Annotated in this window: 13 protein-coding genes and 2 pseudogenes; 5 read left to right on the top strand and 10 right to left on the bottom strand. The window is 64.3% G+C overall.

What is annotated here, in order from left to right:
• Window position 1: 1 nt before the first annotated feature.
• The 3 genes from ACVMDN_RS21455 to ACVMDN_RS21445 form a co-directional block, all read right to left on the bottom strand.
• Window positions 2-493, bottom strand: a complete 492-nt coding sequence (locus ACVMDN_RS21455) for a hypothetical protein (RefSeq protein ID WP_225160275.1) — start codon at window positions 491-493, stop codon at window positions 2-4.
• A gap of 189 nt (window positions 494-682) precedes the next feature.
• A complete protein-coding gene (gene fabA, locus ACVMDN_RS21450; protein WP_028342938.1) occupies window positions 683-1,213 on the bottom strand; it encodes a bifunctional 3-hydroxydecanoyl-ACP dehydratase/trans-2-decenoyl-ACP isomerase in 531 nt (176 codons plus the stop codon).
• A 33-nt stretch (window positions 1,214-1,246) separates the two neighbouring features.
• Window positions 1,247-1,876: a TetR/AcrR family transcriptional regulator gene (locus tag ACVMDN_RS21445; RefSeq protein ID WP_456835009.1), complete on the bottom strand. Its 630-nt coding sequence runs from the start codon at window positions 1,874-1,876 to the stop codon at window positions 1,247-1,249.
• Between the two features lie 99 nt (window positions 1,877-1,975).
• Here ACVMDN_RS21445 and ACVMDN_RS21440 point away from each other — a divergent pair, with 99 nt between their 5' ends.
• Window positions 1,976-2,164 carry a hypothetical protein gene (locus ACVMDN_RS21440; RefSeq protein WP_456835010.1) on the top strand — a complete coding sequence of 63 codons (189 nt, stop codon included), beginning with the start codon at window positions 1,976-1,978 and terminating at the stop codon, window positions 2,162-2,164.
• Window positions 2,165-2,450: 286 nt separating this feature from the next.
• Here the strand turns inward: ACVMDN_RS21440 and ACVMDN_RS21435 are convergent, their stop codons facing one another.
• The 5 genes and pseudogenes from ACVMDN_RS21435 to ACVMDN_RS21415 form a co-directional block, all read right to left on the bottom strand.
• Window positions 2,451-3,065 (bottom strand): transglutaminase-like cysteine peptidase, encoded by a 615-nt coding sequence (locus ACVMDN_RS21435; protein ID WP_026192955.1) that lies wholly within the window; start codon window positions 3,063-3,065, stop codon window positions 2,451-2,453.
• A 333-nt stretch (window positions 3,066-3,398) separates the two neighbouring features.
• On the bottom strand, window positions 3,399-4,016 hold the full coding sequence (locus tag ACVMDN_RS21430) for a PilZ domain-containing protein (RefSeq protein WP_028342942.1): 618 nt from the start codon (window positions 4,014-4,016) through the stop codon (window positions 3,399-3,401).
• Window positions 4,017-4,165: 149 nt separating this feature from the next.
• Window positions 4,166-5,717: pseudogene (locus tag ACVMDN_RS21425) on the bottom strand (FAD-dependent monooxygenase).
• Window positions 5,718-5,990: 273 nt separating this feature from the next.
• Window positions 5,991-6,950 carry an acyl-CoA desaturase gene (locus ACVMDN_RS21420; RefSeq protein ID WP_456835011.1) on the bottom strand — a complete coding sequence of 320 codons (960 nt, stop codon included), beginning with the start codon at window positions 6,948-6,950 and terminating at the stop codon, window positions 5,991-5,993.
• Between the two features lie 162 nt (window positions 6,951-7,112).
• Window positions 7,113-7,790, bottom strand: coding sequence for a hypothetical protein (locus ACVMDN_RS21415; RefSeq protein ID WP_141343026.1), 678 nt, complete (start codon window positions 7,788-7,790; stop codon window positions 7,113-7,115).
• A gap of 88 nt (window positions 7,791-7,878) precedes the next feature.
• Between ACVMDN_RS21415 and ACVMDN_RS21410 the strand changes: the two genes are divergently transcribed.
• The 4 genes and pseudogenes from ACVMDN_RS21410 (at window position 7,879) to plsY (ending at window position 12,981) form a co-directional block, all read left to right on the top strand.
• Window positions 7,879-9,030: a zinc-binding dehydrogenase gene (locus ACVMDN_RS21410; RefSeq protein WP_456835012.1), complete on the top strand. Its 1,152-nt coding sequence runs from the start codon at window positions 7,879-7,881 to the stop codon at window positions 9,028-9,030.
• 119 nt (window positions 9,031-9,149) lie between these two features.
• Window positions 9,150-11,093 carry a patatin-like phospholipase family protein gene (locus ACVMDN_RS21405; protein WP_456835013.1) on the top strand — a complete coding sequence of 648 codons (1,944 nt, stop codon included), beginning with the start codon at window positions 9,150-9,152 and terminating at the stop codon, window positions 11,091-11,093.
• A gap of 58 nt (window positions 11,094-11,151) precedes the next feature.
• Window positions 11,152-12,292 (top strand): annotated as a pseudogene (locus ACVMDN_RS21400) (amidohydrolase/deacetylase family metallohydrolase).
• A gap of 35 nt (window positions 12,293-12,327) precedes the next feature.
• On the top strand, window positions 12,328-12,981 hold the full coding sequence (gene plsY, locus ACVMDN_RS21395; RefSeq protein ID WP_456835014.1) for a glycerol-3-phosphate 1-O-acyltransferase PlsY: 654 nt from the start codon (window positions 12,328-12,330) through the stop codon (window positions 12,979-12,981).
• A gap of 297 nt (window positions 12,982-13,278) precedes the next feature.
• On the opposite strand, the gene ACVMDN_RS21390 is transcribed toward plsY, so the two are convergent.
• Together ACVMDN_RS21390 and ACVMDN_RS21385 are read right to left on the bottom strand one after the other, a co-directional pair.
• Entirely contained in the window at window positions 13,279-14,472 is a 1,194-nt protein-coding gene (locus ACVMDN_RS21390) for an aspartate kinase (RefSeq protein ID WP_076831683.1), read from the bottom strand.
• 39 nt (window positions 14,473-14,511) lie between these two features.
• Window positions 14,512-15,810: a peptidase M15 gene (locus ACVMDN_RS21385; RefSeq protein ID WP_244558926.1), complete on the bottom strand. Its 1,299-nt coding sequence runs from the start codon at window positions 15,808-15,810 to the stop codon at window positions 14,512-14,514.
• Window positions 15,811-16,010: the final 200 nt, after the last annotated feature.

The raw sequence follows: 16,010 nt of genomic DNA, 5'->3' as shown, positions 1-16,010 counted from the left end.
GTCAACCGCGCGACCTGTGGCGCTTCCGGTTGGCGCTACGGGTGGCCTTCGAGCGCTTGCGCGGCGCGGGCTCGGCGGCCGGCTCGTTGGCCTGCGCGCTCGCCAGCGACTGGCGCAAACCCTCGACCTGTTCGGTCAGCGCGGCGACCTGGTCGGAGAGCCTCTTGGCATCGGCCGCCTGCAAGGCGAACTGCTTGCGCATGGTCTGCAGCTGGTCCTGTACCTCCTGCAGCTGGTCGATGGATTCCTGCTGGGTCGCCTCCATGCCCTTGGTCTTTTCCACCAGGGCCTCGGAGACCTGCGCGGTCCGCGCCTGCAACTGCCGCGCGGCCACCATGCGGTCGGTCTCCGGCACGTTGCCGGTGTAGGCACGCCACAGCGCGATCGAGCCGATTCCGAACAGCACGAGCACCAGCGCCACGGCGCCGATCGCGATCGGCTGCACGCCAATCAGGCTGCTGGCTTGTGAATTCCGGGGGGCAAGTTCGACCATGCGACCAACAACCGGACATCAATTGAAAGGTTCGAAATAGCACAAACCCCGGCGCGGGCAAAACCGGGGGGTGTGTAGACCACTGCGGCAGCAGCGAAATTTGTATCATATGTTAGTTTTCGGCCGTGCTGCCCGGCCCGCTCGAGGCACGATCGGCCTCTGGCCGACCCGGACTCAACCTCCCCGAATTCAGCCTCTGGGCGCGATCAGGCCGACCCGCATGTCCTTTGCCAGATAGACGCAAGCGCCGTCTGCGAGCACCCGGCCGTCGGCGATGCCCAGCACCAGCCGGCCGCGCCTGGCCTGGCGTATGTCGACCTCATAGCGCACCAGCCTGACATCCGGCGTGATGTGCCCCCTGAACTTGACCTCGCCGACCCCGAGCGCGCGGCCCTTGCCGGGCGAGCCCGACCAGCCGAGCCAGAAGCCGATGATCTGCCACATGGCGTCGAGGCCGAGGCATCCGGGCATCACGGGGTCGGCGGCAAAGTGACAAGCGAAGAACCAATGGTCCGGCGCAATCTCGAGTTCGCCAGCGACATGGCCCTTGCCGAACGCGCCGCCGTCCAGGCTGATCTCGGTGATGCGGTCCATCATCAGCATCGGCGGTGCCGGCAGCTGCGCATTGCCCGGGCCGAAATAGCCGCCTTCGCTCGAGCGCAGCAGATCCGGCTTGCTGTAGGACGATTGCGGTGCGTGAAAATCGTGCGGATTGAACAAGATGGCCACCGATGTTCGGGTTCTGGCTGAAGCTTAGCTGCGGCTGCGCCGCGTGGCTCTTGGCCGCGCGGACAGGGGTTTGGCAGGCAAGCCCAGCGCGGCGGCCATGAAGGCCCAGATGTCGCCGGTCAGCCTTGCCGGATCCGGCCGTCTTTCGCTCGTGAGCGCGCCGATCAGCGCCTGGCGGATGCCGCCGATCATCAGCGCGATGGTGAGGTGAGGGTCGATGCCGCCGGGCACGATCCCGTCGCGCTGGGCCGCTTCGATCATGCGGGCGCCGGCGTCAAGCTGCCGGCCGGTGAAGGCGGTCTCGACATCGAGCACCTCGGGCGCGCGGCTGAGCGGTCCGATCACGAGGGGCGCAAACGGGTGGTCATAGTGAAAGGCGACATAGGCGCCGATGCGCGCCTTCTCCCGGTCCGCCCAGTCCGTGGCGGACAGCTTGGCACTGCCGAACGCCGCCGCATCAAGTTGTTCATAGAAGCCTTCGACCACGGCGGCGATCAGGCCGGCCTTCGATCCGAAGTGATGGTAGGCGAGCCCGACCGAGACCTGCGCCCGCCTTGCGACGGCCTGCATCTCGAGGTGCCCATGGCCCTCGATGAGCTCGGCCTGCGCTGCCGAGAGCAGCCGTTCTCGTGTCCCCAGGCTCGCCGCGTCCATCGTGGGCCCATTCGCTGAATTGAATTCAATTCAATCGCGCCGATGCTAGGATGTCAAGCCGCCGACGCGGATGGCAAAGCGAGCCGGTGAAGGAAGGCGATGGCGTTTGCGATCAAGACCGAGATCCGAAATGCGTGGGCGAAGGTGTTCACCTTCACCGCGCAGAAGACCATGTATGGCGGCAAGCACATCGCGGCCGATGACATCGTGTTCGTGTTCGCGAGCGAGAACGAGGGCGGCAACGGCCTGATCGCCCGCGCGGCGACGGCCGGCCCGAGACCGAGCTGAATTTCAAATTCTATCGCCAGGCCACCAACAAGATCGTCGGCATCTCAGACGAGACCAAGGACACTGGCAAACTTATGATTCTAGTGTGCTTTATGAATGCGAAGTTCGTGAAAGTGGCTGCCGCGAAATCGCACGAACTTCGCATTCAGCACACTAGGCATCGGTCGACGCCGCTCAAAAAAGGTGCGGCCACCCTTTGGGGGAAGGGTGGCCGCGCGCGAACCGGTCTGGGACGGGGAGGGGTGGGGATGTGACCGGATCGCGAACTCGAAATTTCCTGTTCTGCTCAGCGCGAGCTTGCCGTTGCAACTGCCGGGCGGTTGTCACCGAGCGAGACCCACACATTGGGATCGCCCTGCGACTGCCGCTTGACGAAGCGGTAGCCAGTGTCGGTCCAGGCGACGATGCTCTCGTTCTGGTTATCGAGCACGAACTCGCCCTTGTCGGTCTTCACCGTCAGCACTGCGTGGCCTTCGCCCTTCTTGTCGCGGACCACCGTGATCAACAGCGCCTCGCGGGGCCAGCCGGCGTCCATCAGCATCTTGCGCTTCAGGAGCACGTAGTCCTCGCAGTCGCCGTAACCGTCGGATGGCAACGACCATTTCTCGATCACGCCCCAATGATCCATGTCGGTCATCGGCTTGATGGATTCGTTGACCCACTTGTTGACCCGTACGAGGTCCCGCCAAGCGGTCTGCGACAACACGATGTCGCGTGGTTGCGTCGCGCCGCCGCGGCATTCGCCCGGATTGTCGGCACAGAATTCGACCCAGCCGATCGGCGAACGCGCAACGTCACCCAGGCTGGCGTAGACCACGTCGCCGGCCTTGGCCGACACGCACGTCGCAAACAGGATGGCGGCAACCGCCAAACCTTTCCCCTGTCCCCTGAACCCAAACATCGTGGCCCCCGTTCTTCTTGTTGGGACCACGTTTCGCACAAAGCTTTTGCGCCGCCGCTAAGTACGCAAAGTAGATTTGACGCGAATACTGGTAAAAGCTGCGGCGAATTCGAACTGTACTTGAATCGAATTCGCGTAAAATTTGAAACAACTGCAATTGATTCAAATTTTATGCATTAACGCGGCAAGCGCTGCGCCAGCGCGGTTTGTTGCGCCAAACGCTGCGGCCGTTAACCGCCGATTTTCACCGGGCCAAACGCGCGGAAGGCGGCCACCGGTGCACCGGTGGCCGCCTTCGCGGGCCAAAACAGGGGTCTTGAGCGCTTGTTCGCTTTACCTCGCGGTAACGCTCTCTTCGAGCGTTTCCGCCGATTGCTCGTGGACGAACTCGAGCGCGAAGCCTTCCTCGAGATTTCGCACCACGCGGGACTGTACCCGCCCGAGCATCACGAGCGATTTCAGCGGCGGGCGGTTCTCGGCAGCAATCGCAGCACCGGACAAGGAAAGGTCGATGATGCGGCAGGTCATCCGCGTGCCGTCTTCCTGGGTCAGCAGGGCGATCGGGTTGCGCGGCACGATACGGTCGTGGCGGCGATCCTCGGGCAGATTGAGGATGTCGCGGTTGGCGAGCCAGGTCAGCTGTGCGGCGAGCTTGTCGCGCTTGCGCGCGGTGGCGCCGATCGTCATCGCAAAGCCGTTGTCGATGATGCGGGTGATGCGTCCCTCGACCCGGCCGATATGGTCGAGATAGGCGATCACGCGGTCGCCGACATTGCCGATGCCAGGCGCCAGCAAAGCGAGGCCGCCGGGCGACATGTTGATAATCTGGCAGGGAAACTCGCGCCGGTCGGGCAGCATGTAGCGGCCGAGCAGGTGCACCTTGACGCGCTGGAAGCGCCGCCGCTCCTCGGCTACGGGGACGACGGTAGTTTTCTTCTGTGCAAACGACATCACGACAAACCCGGCCACCGTCCATTCGGAGCCCCGACGACCCTAAGGCTGATAGGGTTAACGGGGCGTTACGGTTGTGAAAGGGAACTCGGACACGGAGCGAGAGAGACGGGCGACGAACACGTGCACCGTACCCGAGGACGTCAGGCTCATTCATGTGCCGCGCCGGGTTCTCCGAACCATCGCGATGCGGCTTGAGCAGTTTCCTCCAGATCCGGCTCAATGTCTGTGGCCCAAGCCACAAACCCGTCGGGTCGCACCAGCACCGCCCTCAAGCCGAGCCGATCGCCGACCTCGCATGCGACATAGCCGATCCGCCCATGCCAGCGATCGGCAAGCGTTTGCAGGGGCGCGCGCCGATCAAAGTCCAGCAGCAGGCCGCGACCATCTCTGAGCAGCTCGCCGAGCTTCGTGCCGCAGGCGAGCTCGAAGTCGGGCGCGCTGCGGCCCGCCAGCGGATGGTTGCTGCCAAGATCGTAGCGCAGCGTAACGCCCCACACGCGCTCGGCAAAGTAGGTCGCGCCGTCTGATGTCGCGATCAGGTCGCGAATGATGGCTTCGAGCGCGCGCGAACTTCGGGTTGGCCGCATCAGCGCGACCTGGGCGCGACCAGTCCAGCACCTGCGCGCCCACCGGATGCCGCTCACGCGAGTAGCTGTCGAGCAGGTCCACCGGTGCGTCGCCGCGGATCGTGGCCGCGAGCTTCCAGCCGAGGTTCATCGCGTCGCCAAGCCCGAGATTGAGCCCCTGGCCGCCGAGCGGAGAATGAATATGCGCGGCATCGCCCGCGAGCAGCACGCGGCCCTTGCGGTAATCCGTCGCCTGACAGGTGCGATCGGTCCAGGTGGTGGCAAGCCGGAGCGCCGTCAACGTGACGTCCGTGCCGGAGACGCGGCGCAGCACCGCCTGCACATGCTCGCGCGTGATCGGCCGGGTTCGGTGGAAGACGCCGCCGTCGAACTCCACCGTCGCGATCGTGCCGGGCCGTGCGCAGGTATACATGCCCGTCGGCGTGTAGTGACGGCCGGTACGGAGCTTGTCCGGATCTGATATCTCGACCTCGACCGAATAGCCGGTGAACTCGGGATCGGTGCCGACGAATTCAAAGCCGCCGGCCTTGCGCACCATGCTGCGGCCGCCGTCACAGCCGACCAGCCAGGGCGCATGGAACGTCTCGGCACCGGCGCGAACGGTGACGCCGTCGTCCGACTGATCGAACGCATCGACACTCAGGCCGCGCCTGATCTCAACCCCCATCGCGGTTGCGCGCGCGGCGAGGGCGGATTCGAGCGCCTCCATCTCGACCGCCATGCTGGTGCCTGCCGGGCTCGGCAGACGAAACGGCCATTTCGACGTGTCGAGATCATCGTGAAAGAACTGGATGCCGGCAAAATGGCCGGCCGGGCGGCGCGGATGTTGCATCCAATGTGTGCCGTTTGGCGTACTGGCCGTGCCATCCTGCACACGCTGAGCCACCGCGATGTCATCCAGCATCCCGCGACGATAGAACGCCTCGATGCTGGGCGCCGAAAGGCCGCGCATGCCGAAGGGCAGCCGCTTCAGCGGCGAATGCGGGTCGGCGGCCTGCTCCAGCACCAGGACCGAGCACCCCGCGAGCCGCAGCTCGCAGGCGAGCATCAAGCCGACGGGGCCGGCACCGGAAATCACGACATCATGGGGAAGGGGGCGGCTGGCGTGCATGAACTGCTCCTTTGTCGGTGTTCGACCGGAGCGGTTCGTCGGGTTGAGAACCACACGGACGAACATTGGGCGCCTTGACTACGTCCGGTGTTCGTCGTGGGGATCTCATGCACGAGGCAGGAGACCAGAGCTTTCGTTTTCGAAAGGTCTTTCGTTCCAGAAAGGACTTCGATCCGAAAGGACTTGGGCTTACCAAACCAAGTCTGCCTTTTCCGACGCGGCGTATATAGCTGCGTGGCGTTCGATCCGCAACGGAAGATGCGCGGCTGCGGATTACTGGAACAATGCACGGCCGCGATGTCGCGGCGCGACTGCATCGGCGTTGCCTGGTTCGTCGACGCGGCGCGCGCCCGGGCGGGGCGCAAGATCGTCCGGCGTCTTGATGTTGCTCGCGAGTCCTGCGGCTTCGAATGCCTTAATCAACCACCAGCCGAGGTCGATCTGACTCGGCAGCAGCCCGAGCTTCGCGGAGCCGGGATAGGCGTGGTGATTGTTGTGCCAGCTTTCGCCCATGCTGATCAGGCCCGCGATGCCGACATTGTAGCCCTGGGCCGCGACGCCTTCGATGATCCAGGTCTGTCCGCCCTTGCGATGCGAGTAATGACCGATCAGCCAGTGACCGGTGACGCAGACGGCGACGCGGACGCAGATGCCCCAGACCAGCCAGCTCCACGAGCCGATCGCGAGGAACAGGATCGCCCAGGGCAATTGCTGCCACATCCAGGTTCGCTCGACGAAGGCGTAGAAGGGGTCATCGGCGAGCCGCCGTTCGAGCCGGAATTCGGGCGGGTGTTTCAGCACCAGCGTACAGTGCAGTTGCCACCACGCGTCGCGCCAGAAACCGGCGCGGTGGCAGGAGTAGTCGTGGCGCGCCGTCTGGCGCTGCGCCCAGTCGCGGAAATCGTGCAGCCGCACCATGCCGTAGGGGCCGGCCATCCCGACCAGCGTGCCGAGATAGACGCAGAGCCGCTCCAGCCACAGCGGACAGTCGAAGCTCGCATGGATCAGGCGGCGGTGCATGCCGACCGAATGCCCGAAGCACAGCGTGATCGCGCTGGTGACGATGAATAATGCGAACGCGCTCCACGTGAACAGCAGCGGCCCGAGGATGATCGCGACCGCGGTCATGCTGCCAAGCCACAGCGACTTCGCCGGCGCCCATCGCACGCGCCCGTCCAGCGGATCGGTGCTGGCGTCCACGAAGATTCGCTCCGAGCCGGGTTGCGGCTTCATTCCGTCACCTGAGGTTGCATCGCAGGTTGCGGTGAAGCGATCGTCGCTGTCAATCGGCCGCGCACGTCCGTCATGTCGCAGCCCATATTGGCGTCTGCGGCGGCTTCAGCCGGGTGGCGGCACCCGGCGGATCCTGGGGTGTGCGGAAGCGGCGCGGTGAGGTTATTTGGCCTCGGCGTCCATTTCCGGTTCGACAGCCGTTTCCGGTTCGACTGCCGCCGCTGGTGGTTCAACAGCCACGGCTTTCAGCATCTTTCGTTTCGCCGCGCGGACCTCAATCTGCAGCGGCGGCTGATAGGATTCGCTTGGCGGCACGAAGACGAAGGCATGGTGTCCATCGCCCTTGTTGAGCTTGAGAAGATCGTTGCGGAACTGATCGGCGACGACTTCGCCAACGAGATTGCCGTTGAAGTAGATATCGATCGCGACCCTCTTGTCGGGGTGTTGGTTGTACAGCGCCCAGCCGGAAATCCTTTTTTCGTTGACGACGTCGACATGGCCGGTGATCTCGCCATACAGACTCTCGATGCCGGCCTCGATCACCTCGAGGTCGCTCCTGTAGATCGATCTCGTCACATCGAAGCTGAAATTCGCCGTATCGACGCATTGGTCCAGCAAGCCCTGTCGATGCTCCTTCATCCGTTGCAGCGTGTCCAGTTCGCCCAACTTGACGTACATGCCGACGATACCTTCGATACCAGGATTCATGGTGTCATTCCCCGCAATGCTACCAGCCAATTCGCCCTCGGCTGCTTTCACAATCGATGCCTCCTTGCGGAAAATACTCCGCCAGGACGAGAAGCGCCTCGTTCCGCCAAGGTCTGTCATCAAGACCTTCATGACAGGCCTTCATGACATCCCAATCGTCCTGACTTAAAGTCGGCTCGGCCGAACCCGGCCCAACGACAAGGACAGGGAGAGCGAACCGATGGAGCAGATCCGCGTCTGCACGCATGATGGACCTGGAGCCAAGCCGGTAATCCGGACAGTGCCATGGCCGGAAATCGGCAAAAAGGCGGCCTTGATCAAGGTGGGTGCCTGTGGCGTTTGCGGAACCGATCTGCACATCCTGAAGGGACATTGGCCGAAGCCGTTGCCGTGGCCGTTCACGCTCGGCCATGAGCTCGGCGGCGTGATCGTGGAATGCGGCGCGGAGTTCACCGAGGATTTCATGAGCAAGCCGCTGCAGGTGGGATCGAAGGTGATGATCCCGCCCTTGATGCCGTGCGGCCGCTGCTACTACTGCATCCATTATCCCGAGAGCGCCAACAAATGCCTGACGCCGGTCTATTACGGCCGCTATCTCGGTTTCGACAAGGCGCCGCACATGTGGGGCGGCTGGGCTGAATATGTCTATGTCGATCTCGACATGCTGCCCGGCACCAAGATCTACAAATTGCCCGACGACATGTCGCTGCGGCTTGGCGCGCTCTCCGAGCCTCTGACCTCTTGCATCCGCGCCTTCAACCGCGCCACCCGCGCCGGCGGCTTCAGCTGGGGCGACACGGTGGTGATCCAGGGCTCGGGGCCGATTGGTATCCTCGCGGTCGCCGCTGCGCAGGAAATGGGCGCGGGGCGCGTGATCTGCGTCGGCGCGCCGGAGGCGCCGCGCCTTGCGCTGGCGCGCAAGTTCGGCGCCGAGGCGACCGTCGAAATCGAGCAGCTCAAGACGCCGGAGCAGCGCATCAAGGCGGTGCGTGATATCGTCGGCGGTTTCGGCGCCGACCTCGTCATGGACTGCTCGGGCCACCCGACCGCCGGCCCCGAGGGCATCGAGATGCTGCGCGACGGCGGCACCTATGTCGAGATGGGGCAGTTCACCGATGCCGGCTCGATCGACACCTCGTGGCACCGCATCTGCACCAAGGATCTCAACGTGCTCGGCTCCTGGGGCTTTACCGGCAACGACCTGCCGCTCGGCGTCGACATGCTCTACCGCACGCGCAACAAATATCCCTGGCTCGACATGCAGACGATCTATCCGTTCACCGAGGACGGCGTCGCCCGCGCGGTTGCCGACGCAATGGCGATGAAGACGGTGAAGTCGACCATCGTGCCGTGGCCGGAATTGGTCGGGTGAAGCAGATCGCGGATGCTGCAAATCCTGCTGCAGTGCTCCCAAGGATTTGTGTTCAGGGTGCGGCCGTTTGGGCCCTGATATCGCTCGCCGGGACGATGGCCCGGCGCTAACATCGGATCATGCATTCGAACCGTGTGCCGCCGAGCGCGACGTTTGCGTGGGGAAACGTATCCGAGGACTTCGCGCTGTTCAGAACCCTCAGCGCGGAGCAGCGGCTGATCGCCTTTGGCGCAATGACCCGGCGCGACCTCGTGCGCGGCGAGCTGCTGGTCGAGCAGGGCGGCGCCTCCGACGCGCTGTTCCTGGTGCTGCATGGCGCGCTCGCGGTGTACCGAACCAGTCATCCCGAACCGATCGCGGAACTTCGCGCCGGCGAACTGGTCGGCGAGATCGGGTTCTTTGCCAATATCCCGCGCACGGCCAACGTGATTGCGATCCGCGACACCAGCGTGCTGGTGTTGACGCGCGCCGCCTATACGACGCTGGCGCGGGAAACGCCCGAGATCGTCGAGGCGCTGCTGGCTGCGCTCGCGCGGCGGTTTGCCACCGAGACCGCGCGCCTGTTGCCGCTCCGGGCGTCGCCGAAGGCGCGCACGGTCGCGCTGATCCCAGGCGGACGGGAACCGGTGCCTGCCGCCTTTGAGCGCAGGCTGCGCGAAGGCCTTGCCGCTGCGGGTGCCGAAATCGTCGACCTCGCGCGGGTCCAGGCGATGTTTCCCGGCCGCGCGCTCGACGCATCCGAGGTCGCCGACTGGCTCAACAGGATCGAGTACGACGCACCGCTGGTGGCCTATTTCGGTGGTCCCGACGCATCGGAGTGGGCGCGGAAAACCATCCGCCAGGCCGACCTTGTCGTGTTCGCCTGCCGTGGCCATGCGCCGACGCCCGATCTGACGGAGATCGAACGCTTCGCCTGCGCCGTGCATCCGGCGTCGACGCGGCGTCTCGTCCGGGTTCATGACGTCAGGCGCCACGAGGTCAGCGGCACCGCGGCGTGGCTGGCGCGGCTGCCCTGCTTCATGCATCATCACGTCGCGCTCGAGGACCAGCTCGACATCGACAGCCTGGTTCGCTTCCTGTGCGGTCGCGCCGTCGGATTTGTCGCCGGCGGTGGCGGCAGCCTCGGCACCGCGCATGTCGGCGTCTACAAGGCGTTTCGTGAGCGCGGCGCGATGTTCGACATCTTTGTCGGCACCAGCGTCGGCTCGGCGATGGCGGCGGGCTTTGCCAAGAACTACGACGCCGAGCATCTCGAGCGCGGCACGCATGAGATCTTCGTCTCCAGTCGCAGCTTCCGCCGCCCGACCTGGCCGCGCTACGCCTTGCTGGACCACAAGGCGTTCGATGCCGCGCTCGCCGATCAGTACGGCCACAATTGCCGGATCGAGGACTGCTGGCGGCCGTTCGCGGCGGTCGCGACCAATCTGTCGACGCACAGTCTCGAATTGATCCGCACCGGTCTGCTGTGGCACGCGGTGCGGGCGTCGAGCGCCATCCCCGGTCTGCTGCCGCCGTTCTATACAAAGGACGGCTCGATGCTGGTCGACGGATGCCTCGTCGACAACGTTCCGCTGGCGCAGATGCACCAGATGAAGAGCGGACCGAATCTGGTGGTCCATTTCGGCGACCCGGCAACCGAGATGTTCGACGTCGACTATGCCGCGCTGCCGGGGCGGCTAGAGCTGTTTGCGTCGCTACTGACGCCGTTCCGCAAGAAATTGCTTCCGGCCGCGCCGAGCGCCGTCAACGTGCTGTGGCGAAGCCTCGTCGCGCATCAGCGCTATGATACGCTGCCGACCACGCCGCTCGACATGGTGATGCGTCCCCCGACGCCCGACGGCATCGACGTCACCGATTTCGACCGCCATCAGGAAATCTTCGAATCCTCGTACCGCTGGGCCCGCGAGACCATTGCTGCCTCGGAGGCGGCACATAATCCTGCCATTGCGGCCATCGTCGCGTCGGCCAACGAAGCGGACAAGGGATCGGACATGGTCGCCGACGAGGGCGTGGATCGCGCGACAGCGACCGCGCCGGTTTCTGAGCAGGCCCGGGTCGGTTGAGCGGCTTGCGGGCGCCGGCGAAGTCGACCATCGTGCCGGACCGAATCCGGAGAACACGATGCCTTTCGATTTGATCCTGCGCGGCGGACGGGTGATCGACCCGTCGCAGAAACTCGATGCCGTGACCGATGTCGGCTTTGCCGCGGGCAAGGTCGCTGCGCTCGGCCGTGAGTTGCAAGCCGATCCCGCCACCGAGGTCCGCGACGTCTCGGGGCTGATCGTCTCGCCGGGGATCATCGACCTGCACACCCATGTCTATTGGGGCGGCACCTCGCTCGGCATCGATGCGGAGGAGTTTTGCCGCAACTCCGGCGTCACCACCTCGGTCGACACCGGCAGCGCCGGCCCCGGCAACTTTGCCGGCTTCCGCAAGCATGTGATCGAGCCGAGCCAGGTCCGTATCCTCGCCTATCTGCACGTCTCGCACGCCGGCATCTTCGGCTTCTCGGATCGCGTGATGGTCGGCGAGAGCGAGGAGCTGCGGCTGATGAATCCAATCGATGCGGCGCGCGTCGCCGACGAGAACCGCGACCTGATCGTCGGCATCAAGGTGCGGGTCGGCCTGTTCGCCTCGGGCACCTCGGGGCTGGTGCCGCTCGAGATCGCGCTCGAAGTTGCCGAGCAGGTCGGCATGCCCCTGATGGCGCATATCGACCATCCGCCGCCGAGCTATGAGGAGGTGCTCGCGCGCCTGCGTCCGGGCGACGTGCTGACCCATGCGTTCCGTCCGTTCCCCAACACGCCCGCGACCGCGCAGGGCACGGTGAAGAAGGTCGTCCTGGAGGCGCGCGAGCGCGGCGTGCTGTTCGACATCGGCCATGGCAAGGGCTCGTTCGCCTTCAGGACGGCGCGCGCGATGCTCGCCAACGGCTTCTATCCCGACACCATCTCCTCCGACATCCATCAGCTCTGCATCGACGGCCCGGCATTCGACCAGGTGACGACGATGTCGAAATTCCTCTGCATGGGGATGCCGCTGCCGGACGTGATCGCGGCGTCCACCGTCAATGCCGCGATGGCATTGCGGCGGCCCCGAGCTCGGCAGCCTCAAGCCGGGCAGCGTCGGCGACGCCACGCTGCTCTTGGTCCGGCAGGGGACGTTCGACTATGTCGATGTGGTCGGCGAGCACCTGACCGGCGATCGCAAGATCGCATCCGAAGGCGTCGTGATCGGCGGACGCTGGTGGCATCCGCGTTAGGATTGATCGCCGCCGCGGGCATCGAGGTGACTGGCATGATCTTCTGGATCGCGGGTGTGGCTGGACTGGCGATCGCCTATCTGCTCGGTTCGACGCCGACGGGGTATCTGGCGGGGAAGCTGCTGAGGGGCATCGATATCCGCCAGCATGGCTCCAAATCCACCGGGGCAACGAACGTATTGCGAACCCTGGGGAAGTGGCCCGCATTGGCGGTGCTCCTTGTCGACGTGCTGAAAGGCGTAGCGGCAATCGTGTTTGCCCGCTGGTTTTATCCCTGGTTGTACACCTTGCCATCCGTCACGCCGCCGGCAGCGCTTGATCCGCAAACCTGCGTGTCCTGGGCTGTCTGCCTGGCCGGGCTTGCCGTGTTGCTAGGGCACGGCCGTTCGATCTGGCTGAATTTCACCGGCGGCAAATCCGCTGCGACCGGGCTCGGCGTGTTGCTGGCGATGTCCTGGCCGGTAGGCCTCGGCGCTGCGGCGGCCTTTGGCGCTGTGGTGGCTGTCTTTCGGATTGTCTCCCTCGGCTCGATGCTGGCGGCATTGACGGCGATCGTCCTCGTCTGCGGCCTGGAGCAACCGTTGCCCTATCGCTTGCTGGTGATCGCAGGCGGCATCTACGTGATCGTGCGCCATCGTGCCAACATTCAGCGGCTGCTGGCCGGCACGGAGGCGCGGCTCGGGCATTGATAAGTGGTTCGGATTTCCTCAGAGAAGGCCGATCGATCAATCCGATGATCCGGCCTCGAGCGCTCCGGAGCGAAGCCGGTACCGGTTCGCGTTAAGAAAACGCGTTTGAACCATGGATATGGAATCCCGTTCCGATTCAATCGGAACGGGGAAGGCTCTAGTCGGCGACGACCGGCCCGAAAGGCTGCCACCGCTCACCGGTGAAGCGCATCATCCGGAACTCCTTCACCACGCGATAGTCGGCGCGGCTGGTATTGATGGCGAGGCCGGGCAACGTCGTCCCTTGCCAAATTTCAACTAGATCAGCGAATGCAGAGCCATGACCGCGGCCTCACGGCTCTCCATCGGAACAAAGAAGCTTACCGAATGCGATGACAAAACATACTTGTCGGCGATGATTCCGTGGCGTTGCAGAATCTGAACCGCCTTGTACGGCAGGTCCGAGGAAATACCGCCGAAGCAAGTGAGGCTCACCGAACTCAGCGTCTCGCGCTGTTTGCGCAGGTCTTTGCTCCGTTCCAGTGTACGCAGCAACGCGTCGAGTGTCTCAGAATCGCAAGTCATCATGATGCGGGTTTTTTCGGCGGTGAAAGCCGAGGCGAGGAGTTGCGGCCAAGGCAAGCCATTTTGCTGGAGATGCTGCGCGAACTTCTCAAAGCCTTGATTGAGGTCCGCCGAATCGATCTCCACATGCTCGATGCGAGCCATCGAGTTGACGGCCAGGACTTTTCCGTTCTCCATGTCTGCGACCTCCTTCATCACTTGCGTGCTGTGTCGCGCGCCGCCCCACTTTCTCAGGACCAAAGGCACGTTTTGGCTGTGGGCCAGCTCCACGCTGCGAAAGTGCAGGACCTTGGCGCCCCAGAAGCACATTTCGGACAGGGATGCGAAATCCAGCTGACGCAAGGGTTTTGCGTCCGCGACGATGCGCGGGTCAGCCGAGCAAACTCCGTCGACCTCCTTGATGATCTCGCAGCACTCCGCCTTGAGCGCCGCAGCCATGGCGACCGCGGTGGTATCGCTGCCACCTCGGCCAAGCGTCGTGATTTCCTTGGTCAGCGGGTTCACGCCCTGAAAGCCCGCCAAAACCACGATGCGTCCACGATCGAGTTCTTCGCGCACGCGAATGGGCCGCACGTCCAGAATGCGTGCGGAGGAATGGGACCCGTCGGTCATGACACCGGCCTGACTGCCGGTAAAGCTGATCGCCGGCACGCCGAGATCAGACAGCGCCATGCTCATCAAGGACATGCTGATGCGCTCGCCGGTGGTCAAGAGCATATCGAGTTCGCGGCGATTGGGGTGCGGGCTGACCTGATAGGCCATCCTGACGAGTTCATCGGTGGTCTTGCCCATCGCTGAAACGATCGCCACGACACGATGACCACGGCCATGCAAATCGGCGACACTGCTCGCGGCCGCGCGGATTCTTGCTGGTGTTTCGAGACAGACGCCTCCGTATTTTTGCACGATGATGGGATTGCTAGGCATTGTTGCCCGCGTCGTGTTGGAAGGCGCAGCTGAACCCGATCAGATCGTTCTCCCCTTCGACGCCTTTGCGGTCTTTGATCGTTTTGCCACGACCCGCACAGCGCCCCGGTCGCGCTTCTTGCGATCCGCTTCCGCGTGCTGAGCTTTCGTCCCGCCGCGGTGAGCGGCGTATTCCTTGCCGTCGATCGGCGCGACATGTGGTGGATCTCGATCGAGATACGGTCGCCCGATTCCAAAATCCGGTCCACGCGCATCGATCCATTTCCAAAGGGCCTCGGTGGAGACCCAACGCTCCGCCCGCGTCGCGCCTCTGACGCTCACGACATCGACGGCAAGCCCGTGGCCATAGCCGCCGCGGAAGCTCCCGCCATGGTATGACTTGTCGGACGCCGCCTTCAGGCCGCTCGCGATCGATTGACGGTAGTCATCGCGGAACGCGCTGGTGATGCCAGGCGCCAACCCGGCCTGCTCCGCCGCGTAGAGCGCGTGAAACAGCTTGAGTTTGAAGCTCCGATCCACCCCTCCAATCACGTAGTCGATCATCGGCATGCCCATTCGCTCCGCCGCCTTCGGATCCTTCCACGTGAAATCGTTATCGACGCGCCTGGTGAACGTCCTGGTGACAGTCACCGTCTTGCGCTTCTTCTTGACGGTCACTTTCCGCTGCTCTTGTACGCTGATGGTGTCTTGCTTCGGCGTCCGCTGGTAGAGCGCCCACAGGTACCGGTCGATGCAGACATCGACGACGAGGCACTCCTCGAAAATATCCAGGGGTCTCGCGGCCTCCTCGGTGTCACCAGACACTGGAGGCGGGCTCGCCGTCGCCGCTTGCACCGGCGATGTTTCGACCGGCAGCGTCTGCGACGAATCCGGCAAGGCAGCCACGACGATTGACTTCGGCTCGCTCGAGGTTGCTGTCGCATCAGGGGGCGTCGCCGGCACCGATTCAACCGCCATCGCCGCATCGGCGTTGGCGACAGCGTTACCCATGACGCCTGCCTGCGGCGGGGCCATCGTGTCGGACGCCGGCCCCGTTAGGGGTTCTGCAGCCATCGCTGCTTCAGCATTCACTTTGCTGACGTTGTCGACTGCCGTGGCCTGTCGCGTATCAGCCAGTTCGGCGTTGGCGGCGAGAGATGGTGCGAGGTCCTCGATGGACACTGCGCCGCTGTTCCCGATGCCGGCAGAGCCGGCAAGCCAGGCAAGGAGCCAACCTGCGAGAACGACCGTCCCGCACAACTCCGGAGTCGCAATTCGCCGCGGGTTCATCACCCCGTAGCCTCCAAAGGCTCGATCCGAGCCCTGTTGCACCGCCCAGCACGCGACGGCATCGATCATTCGGATCAAAATGGAAATGCGCAATGGGCGGAAGCCGTAGGCGCTACGCTTTTCCAGAAAGTGTTGCCCGACCGCAACGCGCGGCCGCGAGCAACCCGGCACGGCGCGTGCTGCTGCGTTCGGTGATTCACCTGCGCTCGAGCTTTGATTCCCATTTTGGGTCAAAAGCCGCCCATAGCGACCGAGCCGGGTGACTTCCG

Source organism: Bradyrhizobium sp. USDA 4510, assembly GCF_054059095.1.
Note: the sequence above shows the minus strand (reverse complement) of the source record. Positions and strands in the feature narration are given on the sequence as shown.

Coding starts and splice junctions, on each gene's coding strand:
- ACVMDN_RS21440 (WP_456835010.1), top strand. CDS start 1,976: ATGGCGTTTGCGATCAAGACCGAGATCCGAAATGCGTGGGCGAAGGTG.
- ACVMDN_RS21410 (WP_456835012.1), top strand. CDS start 7,879: ATGGAGCAGATCCGCGTCTGCACGCATGATGGACCTGGAGCCAAGCCG.
- ACVMDN_RS21420 (WP_456835011.1), bottom strand. CDS start 6,950: ATGAAGCCGCAACCCGGCTCGGAGCGAATCTTCGTGGACGCCAGCACC.
- ACVMDN_RS21455 (WP_225160275.1), bottom strand. CDS start 493: ATGGTCGAACTTGCCCCCCGGAATTCACAAGCCAGCAGCCTGATTGGC.
- ACVMDN_RS21405 (WP_456835013.1), top strand. CDS start 9,150: ATGCATTCGAACCGTGTGCCGCCGAGCGCGACGTTTGCGTGGGGAAAC.
- ACVMDN_RS21445 (WP_456835009.1), bottom strand. CDS start 1,876: ATGGACGCGGCGAGCCTGGGGACACGAGAACGGCTGCTCTCGGCAGCG.
- ACVMDN_RS21435 (WP_026192955.1), bottom strand. CDS start 3,065: ATGTTTGGGTTCAGGGGACAGGGGAAAGGTTTGGCGGTTGCCGCCATC.
- ACVMDN_RS21385 (WP_244558926.1), bottom strand. CDS start 15,810: ATGATCGATGCCGTCGCGTGCTGGGCGGTGCAACAGGGCTCGGATCGA.
- ACVMDN_RS21415 (WP_141343026.1), bottom strand. CDS start 7,790: ATGAAGGTCTTGATGACAGACCTTGGCGGAACGAGGCGCTTCTCGTCC.
- plsY (WP_456835014.1), top strand. CDS start 12,328: ATGATCTTCTGGATCGCGGGTGTGGCTGGACTGGCGATCGCCTATCTG.
- ACVMDN_RS21390 (WP_076831683.1), bottom strand. CDS start 14,472: ATGCCTAGCAATCCCATCATCGTGCAAAAATACGGAGGCGTCTGTCTC.
- ACVMDN_RS21430 (WP_028342942.1), bottom strand. CDS start 4,016: ATGTCGTTTGCACAGAAGAAAACTACCGTCGTCCCCGTAGCCGAGGAG.